General features: G+C 30.4%; 29 protein-coding genes. 28 read left to right on the plus strand and 1 reads right to left on the minus strand.

The window, feature by feature from the left end; all coding sequences use genetic code 11:
• Nucleotides 1–20: 20 nt before the first annotated feature.
• Nucleotides 21–596 carry a NifU family protein gene (locus KEC37_RS02375; protein WP_223139352.1) on the minus strand — a complete coding sequence of 192 codons (576 nt, stop codon included), beginning with the start codon at nt 594–596 and terminating at the stop codon, nt 21–23.
• Nucleotides 597–745: 149 nt separating this feature from the next.
• Here KEC37_RS02375 and bioH point away from each other — a divergent pair, with 149 nt between their 5' ends.
• From bioH to KEC37_RS02515, 28 genes are all read left to right on the plus strand, one after another.
• On the plus strand, nt 746–1,522 hold the full coding sequence (bioH, locus tag KEC37_RS02380) for a pimeloyl-ACP methyl ester esterase BioH (protein ID WP_223139539.1): 777 nt from the start codon (nt 746–748) through the stop codon (nt 1,520–1,522).
• A 196-nt stretch (nt 1,523–1,718) separates the two neighbouring features.
• A complete protein-coding gene (gene rpsJ, locus KEC37_RS02385) occupies nt 1,719–2,030 on the plus strand; it encodes a 30S ribosomal protein S10 (RefSeq protein ID WP_223138544.1) in 312 nt (103 codons plus the stop codon).
• Between the two features lie 63 nt (nt 2,031–2,093).
• Nucleotides 2,094–2,750, plus strand: coding sequence for a 50S ribosomal protein L3 (gene rplC, locus KEC37_RS02390; protein ID WP_223139540.1), 657 nt, complete (start codon nt 2,094–2,096; stop codon nt 2,748–2,750).
• A 10-nt stretch (nt 2,751–2,760) separates the two neighbouring features.
• Nucleotides 2,761–3,396 carry a 50S ribosomal protein L4 gene (rplD, locus tag KEC37_RS02395; protein WP_223139053.1) on the plus strand — a complete coding sequence of 212 codons (636 nt, stop codon included), beginning with the start codon at nt 2,761–2,763 and terminating at the stop codon, nt 3,394–3,396.
• Nucleotides 3,393–3,704 carry a 50S ribosomal protein L23 gene (locus KEC37_RS02400; protein ID WP_223138547.1) on the plus strand — a complete coding sequence of 104 codons (312 nt, stop codon included), beginning with the start codon at nt 3,393–3,395 and terminating at the stop codon, nt 3,702–3,704. The genes rplD and KEC37_RS02400 overlap by 4 nt, the downstream gene beginning before the upstream one ends.
• A gap of 27 nt (nt 3,705–3,731) precedes the next feature.
• Complete coding sequence (rplB, locus tag KEC37_RS02405; RefSeq protein WP_223139541.1) at nt 3,732–4,559, plus strand: 50S ribosomal protein L2; 828 nt, start codon at nt 3,732–3,734, stop codon at nt 4,557–4,559.
• A 35-nt stretch (nt 4,560–4,594) separates the two neighbouring features.
• Nucleotides 4,595–4,873, plus strand: a complete 279-nt coding sequence (gene rpsS, locus KEC37_RS02410; RefSeq protein WP_223138549.1) for a 30S ribosomal protein S19 — start codon at nt 4,595–4,597, stop codon at nt 4,871–4,873.
• A 16-nt stretch (nt 4,874–4,889) separates the two neighbouring features.
• Nucleotides 4,890–5,219 carry a 50S ribosomal protein L22 gene (gene rplV, locus KEC37_RS02415; RefSeq protein ID WP_223139542.1) on the plus strand — a complete coding sequence of 110 codons (330 nt, stop codon included), beginning with the start codon at nt 4,890–4,892 and terminating at the stop codon, nt 5,217–5,219.
• Nucleotides 5,220–5,245: 26 nt separating this feature from the next.
• Entirely contained in the window at nt 5,246–5,998 is a 753-nt protein-coding gene (gene rpsC / locus KEC37_RS02420; protein WP_223138551.1) for a 30S ribosomal protein S3, read from the plus strand.
• A complete protein-coding gene (gene rplP, locus KEC37_RS02425; protein WP_223139054.1) occupies nt 5,967–6,404 on the plus strand; it encodes a 50S ribosomal protein L16 in 438 nt (145 codons plus the stop codon). Before rpsC ends, rplP begins: the two co-directional genes overlap by 32 nt.
• Nucleotides 6,388–6,576 (plus strand): 50S ribosomal protein L29, encoded by a 189-nt coding sequence (gene rpmC / locus KEC37_RS02430; protein ID WP_223139543.1) that lies wholly within the window; start codon nt 6,388–6,390, stop codon nt 6,574–6,576. Before rplP ends, rpmC begins: the two co-directional genes overlap by 17 nt.
• A gap of 3 nt (nt 6,577–6,579) precedes the next feature.
• The gene (gene rpsQ / locus KEC37_RS02435) at nt 6,580–6,837 is read left to right on the plus strand and encodes a 30S ribosomal protein S17 (RefSeq protein WP_223139056.1); all 258 of its coding nucleotides are present in this window, start codon (nt 6,580–6,582) and stop codon (nt 6,835–6,837) included.
• Between the two features lie 46 nt (nt 6,838–6,883).
• Nucleotides 6,884–7,252: a 50S ribosomal protein L14 gene (gene rplN, locus KEC37_RS02440; protein WP_223138555.1), complete on the plus strand. Its 369-nt coding sequence runs from the start codon at nt 6,884–6,886 to the stop codon at nt 7,250–7,252.
• A 37-nt stretch (nt 7,253–7,289) separates the two neighbouring features.
• A complete protein-coding gene (gene rplX, locus KEC37_RS02445) occupies nt 7,290–7,601 on the plus strand; it encodes a 50S ribosomal protein L24 (RefSeq protein WP_223139544.1) in 312 nt (103 codons plus the stop codon).
• Nucleotide 7,602: 1 nt separating this feature from the next.
• Nucleotides 7,603–8,145, plus strand: a complete 543-nt coding sequence (rplE, locus tag KEC37_RS02450) for a 50S ribosomal protein L5 (protein ID WP_223139545.1) — start codon at nt 7,603–7,605, stop codon at nt 8,143–8,145.
• A 13-nt stretch (nt 8,146–8,158) separates the two neighbouring features.
• The gene (gene rpsN / locus KEC37_RS02455) at nt 8,159–8,464 is read left to right on the plus strand and encodes a 30S ribosomal protein S14 (protein WP_223139059.1); all 306 of its coding nucleotides are present in this window, start codon (nt 8,159–8,161) and stop codon (nt 8,462–8,464) included.
• Between the two features lie 28 nt (nt 8,465–8,492).
• Nucleotides 8,493–8,888: a 30S ribosomal protein S8 gene (gene rpsH / locus KEC37_RS02460; RefSeq protein WP_223138559.1), complete on the plus strand. Its 396-nt coding sequence runs from the start codon at nt 8,493–8,495 to the stop codon at nt 8,886–8,888.
• A 25-nt stretch (nt 8,889–8,913) separates the two neighbouring features.
• Entirely contained in the window at nt 8,914–9,450 is a 537-nt protein-coding gene (rplF, locus tag KEC37_RS02465) for a 50S ribosomal protein L6 (protein ID WP_223138560.1), read from the plus strand.
• Nucleotides 9,451–9,492: 42 nt separating this feature from the next.
• Complete coding sequence (gene rplR, locus KEC37_RS02470; RefSeq protein WP_223139546.1) at nt 9,493–9,852, plus strand: 50S ribosomal protein L18; 360 nt, start codon at nt 9,493–9,495, stop codon at nt 9,850–9,852.
• A gap of 17 nt (nt 9,853–9,869) precedes the next feature.
• A complete protein-coding gene (gene rpsE / locus KEC37_RS02475; protein ID WP_223139547.1) occupies nt 9,870–10,385 on the plus strand; it encodes a 30S ribosomal protein S5 in 516 nt (171 codons plus the stop codon).
• Nucleotides 10,375–10,560, plus strand: coding sequence for a 50S ribosomal protein L30 (gene rpmD / locus KEC37_RS02480; RefSeq protein WP_223138563.1), 186 nt, complete (start codon nt 10,375–10,377; stop codon nt 10,558–10,560). Before rpsE ends, rpmD begins: the two co-directional genes overlap by 11 nt.
• Nucleotide 10,561: 1 nt before the next feature.
• Complete coding sequence (gene rplO / locus KEC37_RS02485; protein ID WP_223139548.1) at nt 10,562–10,993, plus strand: 50S ribosomal protein L15; 432 nt, start codon at nt 10,562–10,564, stop codon at nt 10,991–10,993.
• Nucleotides 10,994–11,001: 8 nt separating this feature from the next.
• Nucleotides 11,002–12,333: a preprotein translocase subunit SecY gene (secY, locus tag KEC37_RS02490; protein ID WP_223139549.1), complete on the plus strand. Its 1,332-nt coding sequence runs from the start codon at nt 11,002–11,004 to the stop codon at nt 12,331–12,333.
• 24 nt (nt 12,334–12,357) lie between these two features.
• On the plus strand, nt 12,358–12,471 hold the full coding sequence (rpmJ, locus tag KEC37_RS02495; RefSeq protein ID WP_223138566.1) for a 50S ribosomal protein L36: 114 nt from the start codon (nt 12,358–12,360) through the stop codon (nt 12,469–12,471).
• A 106-nt stretch (nt 12,472–12,577) separates the two neighbouring features.
• Nucleotides 12,578–12,934, plus strand: coding sequence for a 30S ribosomal protein S13 (rpsM, locus tag KEC37_RS02500; RefSeq protein ID WP_223138567.1), 357 nt, complete (start codon nt 12,578–12,580; stop codon nt 12,932–12,934).
• A gap of 15 nt (nt 12,935–12,949) precedes the next feature.
• A complete protein-coding gene (rpsK, locus tag KEC37_RS02505) occupies nt 12,950–13,339 on the plus strand; it encodes a 30S ribosomal protein S11 (RefSeq protein ID WP_223138916.1) in 390 nt (129 codons plus the stop codon).
• A 27-nt stretch (nt 13,340–13,366) separates the two neighbouring features.
• Nucleotides 13,367–13,990, plus strand: a complete 624-nt coding sequence (rpsD, locus tag KEC37_RS02510; protein WP_223139550.1) for a 30S ribosomal protein S4 — start codon at nt 13,367–13,369, stop codon at nt 13,988–13,990.
• 29 nt (nt 13,991–14,019) lie between these two features.
• Entirely contained in the window at nt 14,020–15,009 is a 990-nt protein-coding gene (locus KEC37_RS02515; RefSeq protein ID WP_223139065.1) for a DNA-directed RNA polymerase subunit alpha, read from the plus strand.
• Nucleotides 15,010–15,024 lie beyond the last annotated feature (15 nt).

Here is a 15,024-nt window from a genome sequence, read left to right on the forward strand (position 1 = left end):
GTGTCTCTATAAAAAGAGCATTAGAAATAAGAATGTGAACCACGATTATGCTGAGTGGAATCACGAATACCTTGTATTTGAGGAAATGTTGTAAGTATCTTTTTCTTTATTTCATTTTCTAAAGTAAATTCAATCATTGAACAACCATTACATCCTCCTTCAAATTTTAGTATAGCAATCATATCTTGTGTAACATCTATTAAGCTTACACGTCCTCCATGAGCAAGGAGTTTAGTATTAATTTCAGAATGTAACATATATTCTATTTTTTCTTTTAATGAAGCATCTGGAGAAATATCTTTCATTTTTGCATTAGGTGCTTTTAAAATTATTTCTGATCCAAATTTGTTAAAAGTGATATCTATTTTTGCATTATCTAAATAAATACTACTTTCTTTTTCAAGAAATATAGAAAAATATTTAAATTTTAATTCTATATCATTATTATTTATTTCATCTGGGAAACAATATGCAATTCCACATTCTGCTTCTATAGTACAAGGATTATTAACAAACATTCTAATTTGTGTTCCTGATTTTTGTTTAGCAAGTAATGAAGCAAGATATTCTTGTGCTGGATCAGTAATATGAATAATCATCTCAATTTAACTCTATATAAATAATGTTTTAATAGTTCATAGAATAAAAAATATGCTATTTTATATAATATTAATTATATAACTTTTATATAAATTTAATATATAATTTTTATATAAAAATAAAAATTTTATTTTTTGGAGATAAATTGTCTTTATTACGTTATAAGAAAATTGGAAATGGGAATATAAAACTTGTTTTATTACATGGATGGGGATTAGATTCTAAAGTATGGTTGCCTATATTAAAACAATTGCAATCCTCTTTTCAACTATACTTAATTGATTTACCTGGTTATGGAATAAACTATAATAGTTCTTTTCTTAATTTAGAAAAAATGATAGAGGAAATTATTGATATAGCACCTATAAATGCATTATGGTTAGGTTGGTCATTAGGAGGATTAATAGCTACAAAGATAGCAATACAAAATAAAAATGTAAGTGGTTTAATTACTGTAGCTTCTTCTCCTAAATTTTGTAGTTGTGAAAAAGGTTATTGGCCTGGAATGAATAGTAAAATGTTAGATCATTTTGCACAGCAACTTAAAATGAATTATTTAAATACAATAAATCGTTTTATACATTCACAGATTATCATGAAAAAATCAGTAAAATATAGTAAGATATTAGAAAAAAATATAGTCTTTACACAAAAAATTCCTTCTAGTCAAACATTAGATATTGGATTAAATTTATTAAAATCTTATGATTTAAGATCAATTTTAAGTAAAATTAATTTACCAATATTGCATATATATGGTAGATTAGATAATCTTGTTAATTATAAAATAGTATCAATAGTAGATACTTTATCTCCTAATAGTACCAGTATTATTTTTAAAAGAGCATTTCATGCTCCATTTATTTCTCATCCCAATCTTTTTTCTCGTACAATTATTAATTTTTGTAGAAATATAGATTAAAAATCAAATCTTTTATTTGTAAAAGAATCTGATTTATGTTTAAATAAAATTTTATTGCAAAAAAATATTTTCATGAAAAATTAATATTTTTTAATTATTATGTCTACAATATTTCATAAATACATTCATAATTTATCATAACATATAAAATATTTATTAATATTTTTTTATAGAATAATTTTCTGGAGTTTAATTCATGCAGAATCAAAGAATCCGTATTAGATTAAAAGCATTTGACCATCGATTGATAGATCAATCAACTGCTGAGATTGTTGAGACTGCTAAAAGAACTGGTGCCCAAGTACGTGGGCCTATTCCCTTACCTACACGTAAAGAACGTTTTACTGTATTAATTTCTCCTCATGTAAACAAAGACGCACGTGATCAGTATGAAATACGTACTCATAAACGTCTTATTGATATTATTGAACCAACTGAAAAAACTGTCGATGCTTTGATGCGTTTAGATTTAGCTGCCGGTGTAGATGTACAAATTAGTTTAGGTTAGTTTAATGTAATGTAATGTGAATATAACCAATAGAACTAAATTAATAAATAGAAGGCTTAATATATGAAAAATTTAGTCGGACATAAAATAGGTATGACTAGTATTTTTACGAAAGATGGGGTATCTATACCTATAACTATTATTGAAGTACAAAATAATAGAATCACACAAATAAAAAAAATAAAAGATAATGATTATGTCTTACAATTAACTACAGGTTCTAAAAAAAATAATAGAATGAATAAACCTGAAATGGGTCATTTTATAAAAGTTGGGGTAAAGGCTGGCAGAGGTTTATGGACATTTAGAATAGATAAAAGTAATAAAGAAACCATGAAAATAGGTCAAGAATTAACTGTCGGATTATTATCTAATATTAAAAATATTGATATTTCTGGATGTACTAAGGGAAAAGGATTTTCAGGAACTGTAAAAAGATGGAATTTTAAAAAACAAGATGCAAGTCATGGAAATTCTTTATCTCATCGTGCTCCTGGTTCTATTGGACAAAATCAAACTCCTGGAAGAGTATTTAAAGGAAAAAAAATGGCAGGTCAAATGGGAGGTTCTCAGAGAACTATTCGCAATTTAGAGATAATTCGTGTTGATAAAGAACGCAATATTTTATTAATAAAAGGTTCGGTTCCAGGAACCGTTGGTAGTGATTTAATTATTAAATCTTCTATTAAAAAAAACATGCCAATAGCAGAAGACAAGTGAGGAAATATTAATGAAATTGGCATTAAAAGATAAACCAGATAATATATTAACTGTCTCACCATCTGTTTTTGATTATAAGTTTAATAGTGCATTAATTCATCAAGTTCTTGTTGCATATAACGCTGGTTCACGACAGGGGACTCGATCTCAAAAAAATCGTACTGAAATTCAAGGATCAGGTAAAAAACCTTGGCGTCAAAAAGGTACGGGACGTGCACGTGCTGGGAATATAAGAAGTCCACTTTGGCGTTCAGGTGCTGTAGCTTTTGCAGCAAAAAATAAAGATTATAGTCAGAAAATTAATAAAAAAATGTATCGTGGAGCTTTAAAAAGTATTTTATCAAATCTTATAAAGGAAGAACGTTTAATTATAATTTCAGAAATTTTTATAGAAATAGCTAAAACTAAATTATTAATACAAAAATTAAGAGAAATATTAGATTTTATCAATATAAAATCTATAAAAAATAGTAGTATATTAATTGTTGATGATAAATTAAATAATAATTTAGTATTATCTGCACGTAATTTACACAATGTACAAGTATGTCGATACAATCAAATCAATCCAATTAATTTAATTAATTCTAAAAAAGTGATTATGACATCTAATGCAATAAAAAAAATTGAGGTAATGTTAAAATGATATCTCAAGAACGGATTTTAGAAATAATAAAGAATCAATATCATTCTGAAAAAGCAATGATAGCTGCAAATAATAATACATTTGTTTTTGAAGTAATTAAAAATGCAAAAAAAGAAGAAATTAAAGCTGCTATAAAGAATATATTTGGAGTGGAAGTAAATAAAATTTCTACTATTTTCATTAAAGGAAAGAAGAAAAAAAATAAAAAAAGAAATACTTATACCTATTTAAGTGATAGAAAAAAAGCTTATGTGAGTTTAAAAAAAGGACAAAATTTAGATATAGAAAATTTAGAATCTATTAAATAGAGATTTTGGAATATAAGGAAATTCAATATGGGAGTAGTTAAATGTAATCCAACCTCTCCAGGTCGTCGTCATGTTAATAAGATATTAATACCTAATTTATATAAAGGTAAAAAATTTTATCCTACTTTATTAAAAAAAATAAAAAAAACAGGGGGACGTAATAATAATGGTCATATTACTACACGCCATATTGGAGGTGGTGCAAAGCATTGCTATCGTTTGATAGATTTTAAAAGGGATAAAGATAACATTTTAGCAAAAGTAGAAAGATTGGAATATGATCCAAATCGTTCTGCAACTATAGCTTTAGTTTTATATAAAGATGGCGAACGTCGTTATATATTAGCTCCAAATGGTATAAAAGTTAATGATCAAATTCAGTCTGGAGAGAATGTAGATATACAATTAGGTAATGCTATGCCAATGCGTAATATACCTATAGGCTCTAGTATACATAATATAGAAATGAAGATAAAGAAAGGTGGACAATTATCAAGATCGGCAGGTTCGTATGCGCAACTTATAGCTAAAGATGATATTTATGTTACATTACGTTTAAAATCTGGTGAAATAAGAAAAATTCATGCTGAATGTCGTGCAACATTAGGTGAAGTAGGTAATAATGAACATATGTTACGCACTTTAGGTAAAGCAGGAGCCAATCGTTGGAGAGGGATTCGTCCTACTGTTAGAGGAACGGCAATGAATCCTATAGATCATCCTCATGGAGGTGGTGAAGGTAGAAATTTTGGTAAACATCCTGTTTCTCCTTGGGGGATGCATACCAAAGGTAAAAAAACCCGAAGAAATAAACGTACTAAAAAGTTTATATTACAACGTCTTCCTAGAAAATAATGATAATAAAAAAATAAAAAAGGATATATTAATTTATGCCACGTTCTCTAAAAAAAGGTCCGTTTATTGATCAACATTTACTAAAGAAAGTAGAAAAAACTCTAAATACTAGAGAAAAAAAACCTATAAAAACTTGGTCTAGACGTTCAACTATATTTCCTAATATGATTGGTTTAACTATTGCTATACATAACGGGCGTCATCATATACCTATTTTTATTATTGATGAAATGGTTGGTCATAAACTTGGAGAATTTGTCCCCACTAGGACATATCGTAGTCATTCTGCTGATAAAAAAGCAAAAAAAAGATAAGTCAAGGAGAAGGTGAATGGAGAGTATTGCTCGTCATAGATATGCTCGATCTTCTGCTCAAAAATTACGTTTAGTAGCTAATTTAATTAGAGGAAAAAAAGTAGAAAAAGCACTAGAAATACTTTTGTATACAAAGAAAAAATCTGCTACGTTAATTAGTAAAGTATTACATACTGCTATCGCAAATGCAGAACATAACTATGGTATAGAAAAGGATGTGTTAAGGATTAGTAAAATATTTATCGACTCAGGACCTAGTATGAAACGTATAATGCCACGTGCTAAAGGACGTGCTGATCAGATATTAAAGCGTACTAGTCATATTACTATTGTTTTATCTGATTAATTATATTATATGGAGAAAAATAAAAAATGGGTCAAAAGGTTCATCCACATGGAATGCGTTTAGGTATAATAAAAAATTGGAATTCAATTTGGTATGCCAATAAGAAAGAATTTGCTAATAATATAGATAGTGATTTCAAAGTAAGACATTTTTTATTGAAACAATTATCAAAAGCAGCAATTTCTCGTATTACCATTGAGAGACCGGCAAAAAGTATACGTGTCACTATTTATACAGCACGTCCAGGTGTGGTTATAGGTAAAAAAGGCGAGGATATTGAAAAATTGCGTAAAATAGTAGCTCGTATTTCAGGAGTTCCTACTCAAATTAGTATAGCAGAAATTAGAAAACCAGAACTAGATGCTAAACTAGTTGCGGAAAATATAGCTGCGCAATTAGAGAAAAGAGTAATGTTTAGAAGAACTATGAAACGTGCTATACAAAATGCAATGCGACTTGGAGCAAAAGGTATTAAAATAGAAGCTAGTGGTAGATTGGGTGGTGCAGAAATTGCACGTACAGAATGGTATAGAGAAGGTAGAGTTCCTTTGCATACATTACGTGCAGATATAGATTTTAGTTGCTCTGAAGCTAATACGACATATGGTATTATAGGAGTAAAAGTATGGATTTTTAAGGGTGAAGTATTAGGAGAGAAATCTATTAAAAATAATGCTGAATTAATATTACATAATAACAATAAAACAAAACAGCATAATAAAAATTTAAGAATAAGGAATATTTCCGATGCTACAGCCAAAACGTACAAAATTTCGTAAAGTACAAAAAGGAAGAAATCGTGGACTAGCAACATCTGGTGCAACTATTCATTTTGGAACTTTCGGATTACAGGCTATTAGTCGTGGTAGGATTACTTCACGTCAAATTGAAGCCGCTCGTAGAGCTATGAGCCGATCTGTTAAAAGACAAGGTAAAATGTGGATTCGTATTTTTCCGGATAAGCCCATTACTGAAAAACCTCTCGAAGTTCGTATGGGAAAAGGAAAAGGCAATGTGGAATATTGGGTTGCGTTAGTACAACCCGGAAAAATATTATATGAATTAGATGGCATTCCAGAAAAAACCGCTAGAGAGGCTTGTAAATTAGCCGCTTCTAAACTTCCAGTGAAATCCATTTTTACGATTAAAAGAGGATATAATACGGAATATGCAGAAACTACGTAAAAAGAATATAGACCAATTAAAGATAGATTTAATGAATATGTTACGTGAAAAGTTCACAATAAATTTTCAAAAAAAAAGTAGTAAATCTTCTAAAGAAACGCATCTTTTAAAAAAAATACGTTGTAATATTGCACGTATAAAAACTGTACTGACAGAAAGAAAAGGTCGCTAATAAATGAAACGTATTCGTCATACTTTACAAGGTCGTGTTATTAGCAATAAAATGGAAAAATCAGTGGTTGTTGCGGTTGAACGATTAGTAAAACATTCGATTTATGGAAAATTTATAAGACGTACAACTAAGCTTCATGTACATGATCCAAAGCAAGAAAGTAATGTTGGAGATATGATTGAAATAGGTGAATGCCGTCCTATTTCTAAAACTAAGTCTTGGAAGTTAATTCGTATTATAGAGAAGACCAAATCTCTTTAAAAATAATAATATTTTTATTATAGATCTGGATTGGATGGAGAAGAATATGATTCAAGAACAAACTAGATTAAATGTTGCCGATAATTCTGGGGCACGTAGGGTCTTATGTATTAAGGTTCTTGGTGGTTCACGTCGTCGTTATGCCAATATAGGTGATATTATTAAAATTGCGGTTAAAGAAGCAATACCAAGAGGAAAAGTCAAACAAGGTGATGTTTTAAAAGCCGTCATTGTACGTACAAAAAAAGGAGTCCGTCGTATAGATGGATCAGCTATCCGTTTTGATAGTAACGCTTGTGTATTATTAAATAATAATGAACAACCTATTGGAACACGAGTTTTTGGACCAGTAACACGTGAATTACGGACCGAAAAATTTACAAAAATAGTCTCACTTGCTCCAGAAGTGATTTAGAATAATAAAACATAGTTAGTAGTAGGAGATTGTCAATATGGCTGCCAAACTTCATCATGATGACGAAATTATTGTTATAACTGGTAAAGATAAAGGTAAGCGTGGTAGAATTAAATCTATATCTCATAATAAAGCTATAGTAAGTGGAATTAATTTAGTAAAAAAACACCAAAAAGCAGATCCTTCTATAAATAAGGTAGGAGGAATTATAACTAAAGAACAAGCAATACAAATTTCTAATATTGCTATTTTTAATAGTGTTACTGGTAAAAGAGATCGTGTAGGTTTTACTTATCAATCAGGAAAAAAAATACGTATTTTTAAATCTAATGGTGAAGTAATAAAATAATATGGTAAAATTTCAAGATTATTATAAAAATGAAGTCATTAATATTTTAATGAATAAATTTAAATATTCCTCCGTAATGCAGGTACCAAAATTTTCCAAGATAACTTTAAATATGGGAATAGGAAATGCGTTTTCTGATAAAAAAACATTAGAGAGAGCTATAAAAGATTTAACATTAATATCTGGACAAAAACCGATATTGACAAAAGCAAAACAATCCATTTCAGGATTTAAAATACGTAAAGGTTATATAGTTGGTTGTAAAGTGACTTTACGTAAAAAACGTATGTGGGATTTTTTAGAAAGATTACTTATTATTGCTATACCACGTATACGTGATTTTCGAGGCTTATCATTGGATGCATTTGATATAAATGGAAATTATAATATAGGCATTCGTGAACAAATCATTTTTCCTGAAATTATTTATGATAGTATTGATAGGATACGTGGAATGGATATAAGTATTACGACAACAGCAAAATGTCGTGATGAAGGATATGCATTATTATCTGCTTTTCATTTTCCATTTCGAAAAAATTAATTAAGGATAAATCATGGCAAAACAATCCATGAAAGCACGTGAAAAAAAACGTATAAAATTAGCAAAAAAATTTTTTAGTCAAAGGATTCAACTAAAATCTATTATATTAAATAAAAATACATCAAGTCAAGATCGTTGGAATGCAATATTTAAACTACAAGCTTTACCACGTGATTCTAGTCCTTCTCGTCAACGCAATCGATGTCGTCAAACGGGTCGACCTCATGCTACATTAAGAAAATTTGGATTAAGTCGTATTAAATTTAGAGAATCAGCTATGCGTGGTGAAATACCCGGATTAAGAAAAGCTAGTTGGTAAAATTGAATTAAATGGAAATATAAGAAATATGAGTATGCAAGATCCTATTGCGGATATGTTAACACATATAAGAAATAGCCAATCCGCAAAAAAATATATTATTTCTATTCCTTATTCTAAGGTTAAAAAAGCTATTGCTCAAGTTCTTAAAGAAGAAGGATTTATAGAAGATTTTAAAATACAACACGGCGATATTAAACCTATTTTAGAGTTATATTTAAAATATTTTCGTAATAATCCAGTCATAGAAAATATTACTCGTATTAGTCGACCTGGATTGCGTATTTATAAAAAAGCGCATCTCTTACCTAAAGTGATGGGAGGAATGGGAATTGCTATTATATCCACTTCTAAGGGTATTATGACGGATCATGCAGCTCGTCGTATTGGTCTCGGTGGGGAGGTTCTCTGCTATGTTTCTTAATATAAATTGAGAGAGGAAATCAGCAATGTCTCGTATTGCAAAATCTCCCATTACTGTCCCCGTAGATGTAGAAATTACATTAATAAATAATCAAAGCATTTTGATTAAAGGTAAAAAGGGTACATTAAATTCTACTATACATAAAAATGTATGTGTACAATATATAAATAATCAATTAACTTTTTCCGTGCGATTAGAAGGAAAGCGTAATTGGATGTTAGCGGGTACTACAAGAGCGTTATTAAATAATATGATACTAGGTGTCTCCTATGGTTTTACTAAGCATTTACAGTTAGTAGGTGTAGGATGTCGTGTTGTAGTAAATAACCATATGATCACTTTATCTCTCGGTTTCTCACATGCTATTCATTACAAAGTTCCATCGAGTATTCAGGTATCATGTCCTAATCAAAATGAAATTATTTTAAATGGGATAGATAAAACACTATTGGGACAAGTTGCTGCAGATTTACGTTCGTATCGTACTCCCGATCCTTATAAAGGAAAAGGTATACGTTATATTGATGAAATAATAAAGATTAAAGAAGCCAAAAAGAAATAACTTCATAAGGAAAGATTATTATCATAAGGAAAGATTATTATAATGAATAAAAAATTCCTTCGTCTTCGTCGAGCATCTCGAGCACGAGCGAAGCTTCGTCAATTAAATGCTATACGTTTAGTAGTTTATCGTACTTCACGGCACATTTATTCTCAAATAATCACATTATCAAATAATAAAATACAGGTTTTAGTATCAGCTTCGACATTAGAAAAAGCAATAAAAGAAAAATTAAATTATACAGGAAATAAAGAAGCAGCGGCTCTTGTTGGAAAAATGGTTGCAATACGTGCMATTCAAAAAAATATTACAAATATATCATTTGATCGATCTGGATTTAAATATCATGGTAGAGTTAAGGTTTTAGCCGATTCTGCTAGAAAACATGGATTATTTTTTTAATAGAGGCATTTCAAACAATGGTACAACATTTTGAAAAAGGGGAATTAAGAGAAAAATTGGTATCTGTTAATCGTGTATCTAAGACGGTAAAAGGAGGAAGGATTTTTAGTTTTACTGCACTTACGGTTGTTGGAAATGGTAATGGTTGTGTAGGTTTTGGCTATGGCAAAGCTAAAGAGGTACCAGCAGCGATACAAAAAGCAATGGAGAAAGCTCGTCGTAGTATGAAAAATATTGTACTAAAGCGTGGAACTATTCAACATACCATTGAAGGATTCTATACTGGTTCTAAAGTTTTTATGAAACCAGCTTCTGAAGGTACGGGAATTATTGCTGGTGGTGCAATGCGTGCTATTTTAGAGGTAGCAGGGATACATAATGTTTTAGCCAAAGCTTATGGTTCAACAAATCCGATAAATATAGTGCGGGCCACAATGAATGCTCTAGATAAAATAAGATATCCGGACTTAATTGCTTCTAAAAGAAATAAATCTATAAAAGAAATATTTGGATTAGAATCCTATGACAATTAAAAATATTAAAATTACTCAAATACGTAGTACTATAGGTTGTTTACCAAAACATAAAGCGGCAATACGAGCATTAGGTTTACGTCATATTGGACATACGGTGAAAAGATCTGATGTTGATTCAGTACGTGGAAATATTGATTTAGTTAATTATATGCTAAAAGTGGAGAAAGAATAATATGTATTTAAATACTCTTACTTCATCTTTTGGATCCAAAAAAAAATCTAAACGTATTGGAAGAGGTATAGGTTCAGGATGGGGTAAAACAGGAGGAAGAGGTCATAAAGGTCATAATGCTCGCTCTGGAGGTGGAGTACGTAGAGGATTTGAAGGAGGACAAATGCCCTTATATCGACGTTTACCCAAATTTGGATTTAGATCACGTAAATCACTATTAAGTAAGGAAGTTCGTTTATCTGATCTTTCTCAATTAGAGAATATAAATTTAAGATCTTTAAAATTAGCATCATTGATTAATAAAAATATCAAATTTGTTAAAATTATATTATCTGGTACTTTACACTCTCCTATACATATAAGTAAAGATCTACGTGTAAGTAAAGGTGCTCTTCAAATGATTAAAAACGTAGGTGGAAGTATTGAGGAATAATTATTAACATGGAGAAGCGAAAGTTCGGATTAAATTTTCAAGATTCTATATTGAAGGGGATGAGTGAATTAAAACCGAGAATTTTGTTTGTTATCATAGCCATTATAATATTTCGTATGGGTTCATTTATTCCAATTCCTGGCATTGATACATCAGTGCTTGATAAAGTAATTGAACAACAAAAGGGGACTATAATAGAGATATTTAATATTTTTTCTGGTGGTGCACTTAGTCGTGCATCAATTTTTACTTTAGGCATCATGCCTTATATATCTTCTTCTATTATTGTTCAATTACTTTCTGTTGTTCATCCCACATTATCCGAAATAAAAAAGGAAGGGGAGTTTGGAAGAAAAAAAATTAATCAGTATACTCGTTATGGAACCTTAATTTTGGGAACACTCCAATCTACAGGTATAGCTATTGGATTACCCCATATATCTGGTATGCAACATTTAGTACTTCATCCTTGTTTTTCGTTTTATTGTGTTGCTGTAATTAGCTTAGTATGTGGAACCATGTTTTTAATGTGGTTAGGGGAACAAATTACTGAAAAAGGGATAAGTAACGGTATTTCGCTTATTATTTTTATTGGAATTATTGCGGGGTTACCTACGGCTATTATTCATACGATAGAACAAGCTCGACAAGGTGACATTCATTTTGTTATCTTATTATTAATTATGATTGTATTATTTGCCGTAACGTTTTTTGTGGTATTTGTTGAAAAGGGTCAAAGACGTATTACGATACATTATGCTAGACGTTATCATGGACGTCGTATGCACACGTCTTTACATAATTCACATTTACCTCTTAAAGTAAATATGTCTGGTGCCATTCCAGCAATTTTTGCTTCAAGTATTATTTTACTTCCTGCAACCTTATCTTCTTGGTTTGGTGGCGGAATAGGTTGGAATTGGTTAAAACAGTGTTCACTATATCTACAACCAGGTAAATTATGTTATATTATAATATATGGTATAGCGATTATATTTTTTTGCTTTTTCTACACTTCATTAGTTTTTAATCCTAGAGAAACGGCAGAAAATTTGAAAAAATCGGGTGCTTTTTTACCTGGTATGCGTCCAGGGGAGCAAACAGCAAAATATATTGAAAAAATTATGGTACGCTTAACATTAGTAGGTGCAATTTATATAACCTTTATTTGCTTATTTCCAGAATTTATGCGTGATGTCGTAAGTGTACCATTTTATTTCGGTGGCACATCATTATTAATTGTCGTTGTTGTAATTATAGATTTTATAGCTCAAATACAAACTCTAATTATGTCGAATCAATATGATTCTATCTTAAAGAAAGCTAAATTAAGAAGTTAAAAAATTATATTAATGGATAACTTTATGAAAGTCCGTGCTTCTGTAAAAAAATTTTGTCGTGATTGTAAAATTATTAAACGTAAGGGAGTGATTCGGGTAATTTGTAAAATACCGAAACATAAACAACGACAGGGTTAAAGTAATATATCTTGCAGATTATTTTTAACTATTATAAAATGCCTACCGTATAAATAAATAATTTTGAACATAACACCAAAAAATGAAATGTAGGAAGGAGTGAATATTGGCTCGTATAGCTGGCATTAATATTCCAGATAAGAAAAGAGTAGTGATTGCTTTGACTTTGATATATGGTATCGGTAAATCTCGATCACGTAATATTTGTCAATCTAATAATATTCCACTAAATGTGAAAATTAGTGATTTATCGGACAATCAATTAGATATATTGCGTAATGCCGTTTCTAAATTTATTATTGAAGGTGAACTTCGTCGTAAGGTTACCATGGAAATTAAAAGATTAATGGATATTGGTACATATAGAGGTTTACGTCATCGCCGAGGTCTACCCGTACGGGGTCAAAGAACTAAAACGAATGCTCGAACCCGTAAAGGTCCACGGAATCCAATAAAAAAATAAGGAAATATCATTATGATTGCTAAGGTACTTGTTCGTCCACGTAAACGTATACGTAAACAAGTGACAGATGGGATAGCGCATATTCATGCCTCTTTTAATAATACGGTCATTACTATTACAGATAGACAGGGAAATGCTTTAGGATGGGCAACATCTGGTGGATCGGGATTTCGTGGTTCTCGTAAATCTACTCCTTTCGCAGCACAAGTAGCCGTTGAGCGTTGTGCAGAAATAGTAAAGGATTATGGTGTAAAAAGCTTAGAAGTAATAGTTAAAGGACCTGGACCAGGTCGTGAATCTGCTATTCGTGCTTTAAATGCTGTTGGGTTTCGTATTACAAATATTAGTGATGCAACTCCTATTCCTCATAATGGATGTCGACCTCCTAAAAGACGTCGAGTGTAATAGTTAATTTGACTTGGAATATGAATAATGGCCAAATATTTAGCTGCTAAACTTAAACTTAGTCGCCGTGAGGGTGTAGATCTTTTATTAAAATCTGGAATTCGTGCAATTGATACCAAATGTAAATTTGAGAAACTACCCGGTCAGCATGGCGCCCATAAAAATCGTTTATCTGATTACGGTATTCAACTTCGTGAAAAACAAAAAATACGTCGTACTTATGGTATATTAGAGCGTCAATTTCGTAATTATTATAAAAAAGCATCACGTATTAAAGGCAATACAGGAGAAAATTTATTAAAAATATTAGAAAGTCGTTTAGATAATGTTGTTTATCGTATGGGTTTTGGTATAACACGTGCGGAATCACGTCAATTAGTTAATCATAATGCAATTATGGTAAATGGAAAATCAGTGAATATTGCTTCTTATCAGGTTTATCCGAATGATATCATTAGTGTGAGAGAGAAATCAAAAAATCAAAATCGTATTCTTACTGCTTTAGAAGTCGCTACTGAGCAGCGTGAAAAATTACCTTGGATTGAAGTTGATAAAAAAAAGATGGAAGGAATATTTAAACGATTACCAAATCGTACAGATTTATCTGCGGACTTTAATGAACATCTAGTCGTTGAACTTTATTCAAAATAAAAGAAAGTTCTAAAAGATGGAGAAAGGGGATGCAAGGTTCGATAAAATTTCTCAAACCAAAAATAGTAGATATTCAACAGATAGGCATAACACAAGCGAAAGTAACGCTAGAACCTTTAGAGAGGGGATTTGGTCATACTCTTGGAAATGCATTACGTCGCATTTTACTTTCTTCTATGCCAGGTTTTGCGGTAACAGAAGTGGAAATAGAGGGTATATTACATGAATACAGTACAAAATCAGGAGTAAAAGAAGATATTGTAGAGATTTTATTAAATTTAAAAGAACTAGCAGTGAAAGTTCATGGAAAAGATGATATTGTATTAACCTTAAAAAAAGAAGGAATTGGTCCTGTTACAGCATCTGATATTAAACATGATAATGATGTTGAAATTATTAATCCGGATCATTTAATTTGTCATTTAACAAGCGAAAATGCTATTATTAATATGAAACTTCGTATACAACGTGGATGTGGTTATGTTCCCGCCTCTTCTAGAATACATGTAGAAAATGATGAAAGAAAAATTGGTTGTCTTTTAGTTGATGCATGTTATAGTCCAATAGAACGTATTGCCTATAATGTTGAAGCAGCACGTGTTGAACAACGTACCGATTTAGATAAATTAGTAATAGATATAGAAACCAATGGTACTCTTTATCCTGAAGAGGCAATACGCCGTGCAGCAACGATTTTATCTGAACAGCTAGAAGCTTTTGTAGACTTACGTGATATTCGACAAACTGAAGTTAATAAAGAAGAAAAACCTGCTTTTGATCCTATTTTATTACGTCCAGTTGATGATTTAGAATTAACGGTACGTTCTGCTAATTGTTTAAAAACAGAGTCGATTAAATATATCGGTGATTTAGTACAACGCACAGAAGTTGAATTATTAAAAACACCCAATCTTGGTAAAAAATCTCTTACCGAAATTAAAGATGTATTAGCGGCTCATGGTTTGTCTCTTGGAACAAAATTGGAAAATTGGCCTCCGATAGATTTTATATCGGATTAATATTCATAATTTTTA

The organism is Candidatus Schneideria nysicola (assembly GCF_019923565.1).
Classification (GTDB): domain Bacteria; phylum Pseudomonadota; class Gammaproteobacteria; order Enterobacterales; family Enterobacteriaceae; genus Schneideria; species Schneideria nysicola.

What these genes read in the sequence shown, in the direction of transcription:
- rpsJ (WP_223138544.1), top strand. Translation starts at nt 1,719, where the DNA reads ATGCAGAATCAAAGAATCCGTATTAGATTAAAAGCATTTGACCATCGA.
- rplC (WP_223139540.1), top strand. Translation starts at nt 2,094, where the DNA reads ATGAAAAATTTAGTCGGACATAAAATAGGTATGACTAGTATTTTTACG.
- rplD (WP_223139053.1), top strand. Translation starts at nt 2,761, where the DNA reads ATGAAATTGGCATTAAAAGATAAACCAGATAATATATTAACTGTCTCA.
- KEC37_RS02400 (WP_223138547.1), top strand. Translation starts at nt 3,393, where the DNA reads ATGATATCTCAAGAACGGATTTTAGAAATAATAAAGAATCAATATCAT.
- rplB (WP_223139541.1), top strand. Translation starts at nt 3,732, where the DNA reads ATGGGAGTAGTTAAATGTAATCCAACCTCTCCAGGTCGTCGTCATGTT.
- rpsS (WP_223138549.1), top strand. Translation starts at nt 4,595, where the DNA reads ATGCCACGTTCTCTAAAAAAAGGTCCGTTTATTGATCAACATTTACTA.
- rplV (WP_223139542.1), top strand. Translation starts at nt 4,890, where the DNA reads ATGGAGAGTATTGCTCGTCATAGATATGCTCGATCTTCTGCTCAAAAA.
- rpsC (WP_223138551.1), top strand. Translation starts at nt 5,246, where the DNA reads ATGGGTCAAAAGGTTCATCCACATGGAATGCGTTTAGGTATAATAAAA.
- rplP (WP_223139054.1), top strand. Translation starts at nt 5,967, where the DNA reads ATGCTACAGCCAAAACGTACAAAATTTCGTAAAGTACAAAAAGGAAGA.
- rpmC (WP_223139543.1), top strand. Translation starts at nt 6,388, where the DNA reads ATGCAGAAACTACGTAAAAAGAATATAGACCAATTAAAGATAGATTTA.
- rpsQ (WP_223139056.1), top strand. Translation starts at nt 6,580, where the DNA reads ATGAAACGTATTCGTCATACTTTACAAGGTCGTGTTATTAGCAATAAA.
- rplN (WP_223138555.1), top strand. Translation starts at nt 6,884, where the DNA reads ATGATTCAAGAACAAACTAGATTAAATGTTGCCGATAATTCTGGGGCA.
- rplX (WP_223139544.1), top strand. Translation starts at nt 7,290, where the DNA reads ATGGCTGCCAAACTTCATCATGATGACGAAATTATTGTTATAACTGGT.
- rplE (WP_223139545.1), top strand. Translation starts at nt 7,603, where the DNA reads ATGGTAAAATTTCAAGATTATTATAAAAATGAAGTCATTAATATTTTA.
- rpsN (WP_223139059.1), top strand. Translation starts at nt 8,159, where the DNA reads ATGGCAAAACAATCCATGAAAGCACGTGAAAAAAAACGTATAAAATTA.
- rpsH (WP_223138559.1), top strand. Translation starts at nt 8,493, where the DNA reads ATGAGTATGCAAGATCCTATTGCGGATATGTTAACACATATAAGAAAT.
- rplF (WP_223138560.1), top strand. Translation starts at nt 8,914, where the DNA reads ATGTCTCGTATTGCAAAATCTCCCATTACTGTCCCCGTAGATGTAGAA.
- rpsE (WP_223139547.1), top strand. Translation starts at nt 9,870, where the DNA reads ATGGTACAACATTTTGAAAAAGGGGAATTAAGAGAAAAATTGGTATCT.
- rpmD (WP_223138563.1), top strand. Translation starts at nt 10,375, where the DNA reads ATGACAATTAAAAATATTAAAATTACTCAAATACGTAGTACTATAGGT.
- rplO (WP_223139548.1), top strand. Translation starts at nt 10,562, where the DNA reads ATGTATTTAAATACTCTTACTTCATCTTTTGGATCCAAAAAAAAATCT.
- secY (WP_223139549.1), top strand. Translation starts at nt 11,002, where the DNA reads ATGGAGAAGCGAAAGTTCGGATTAAATTTTCAAGATTCTATATTGAAG.
- rpmJ (WP_223138566.1), top strand. Translation starts at nt 12,358, where the DNA reads ATGAAAGTCCGTGCTTCTGTAAAAAAATTTTGTCGTGATTGTAAAATT.
- rpsD (WP_223139550.1), top strand. Translation starts at nt 13,367, where the DNA reads ATGGCCAAATATTTAGCTGCTAAACTTAAACTTAGTCGCCGTGAGGGT.
- KEC37_RS02515 (WP_223139065.1), top strand. Translation starts at nt 14,020, where the DNA reads ATGCAAGGTTCGATAAAATTTCTCAAACCAAAAATAGTAGATATTCAA.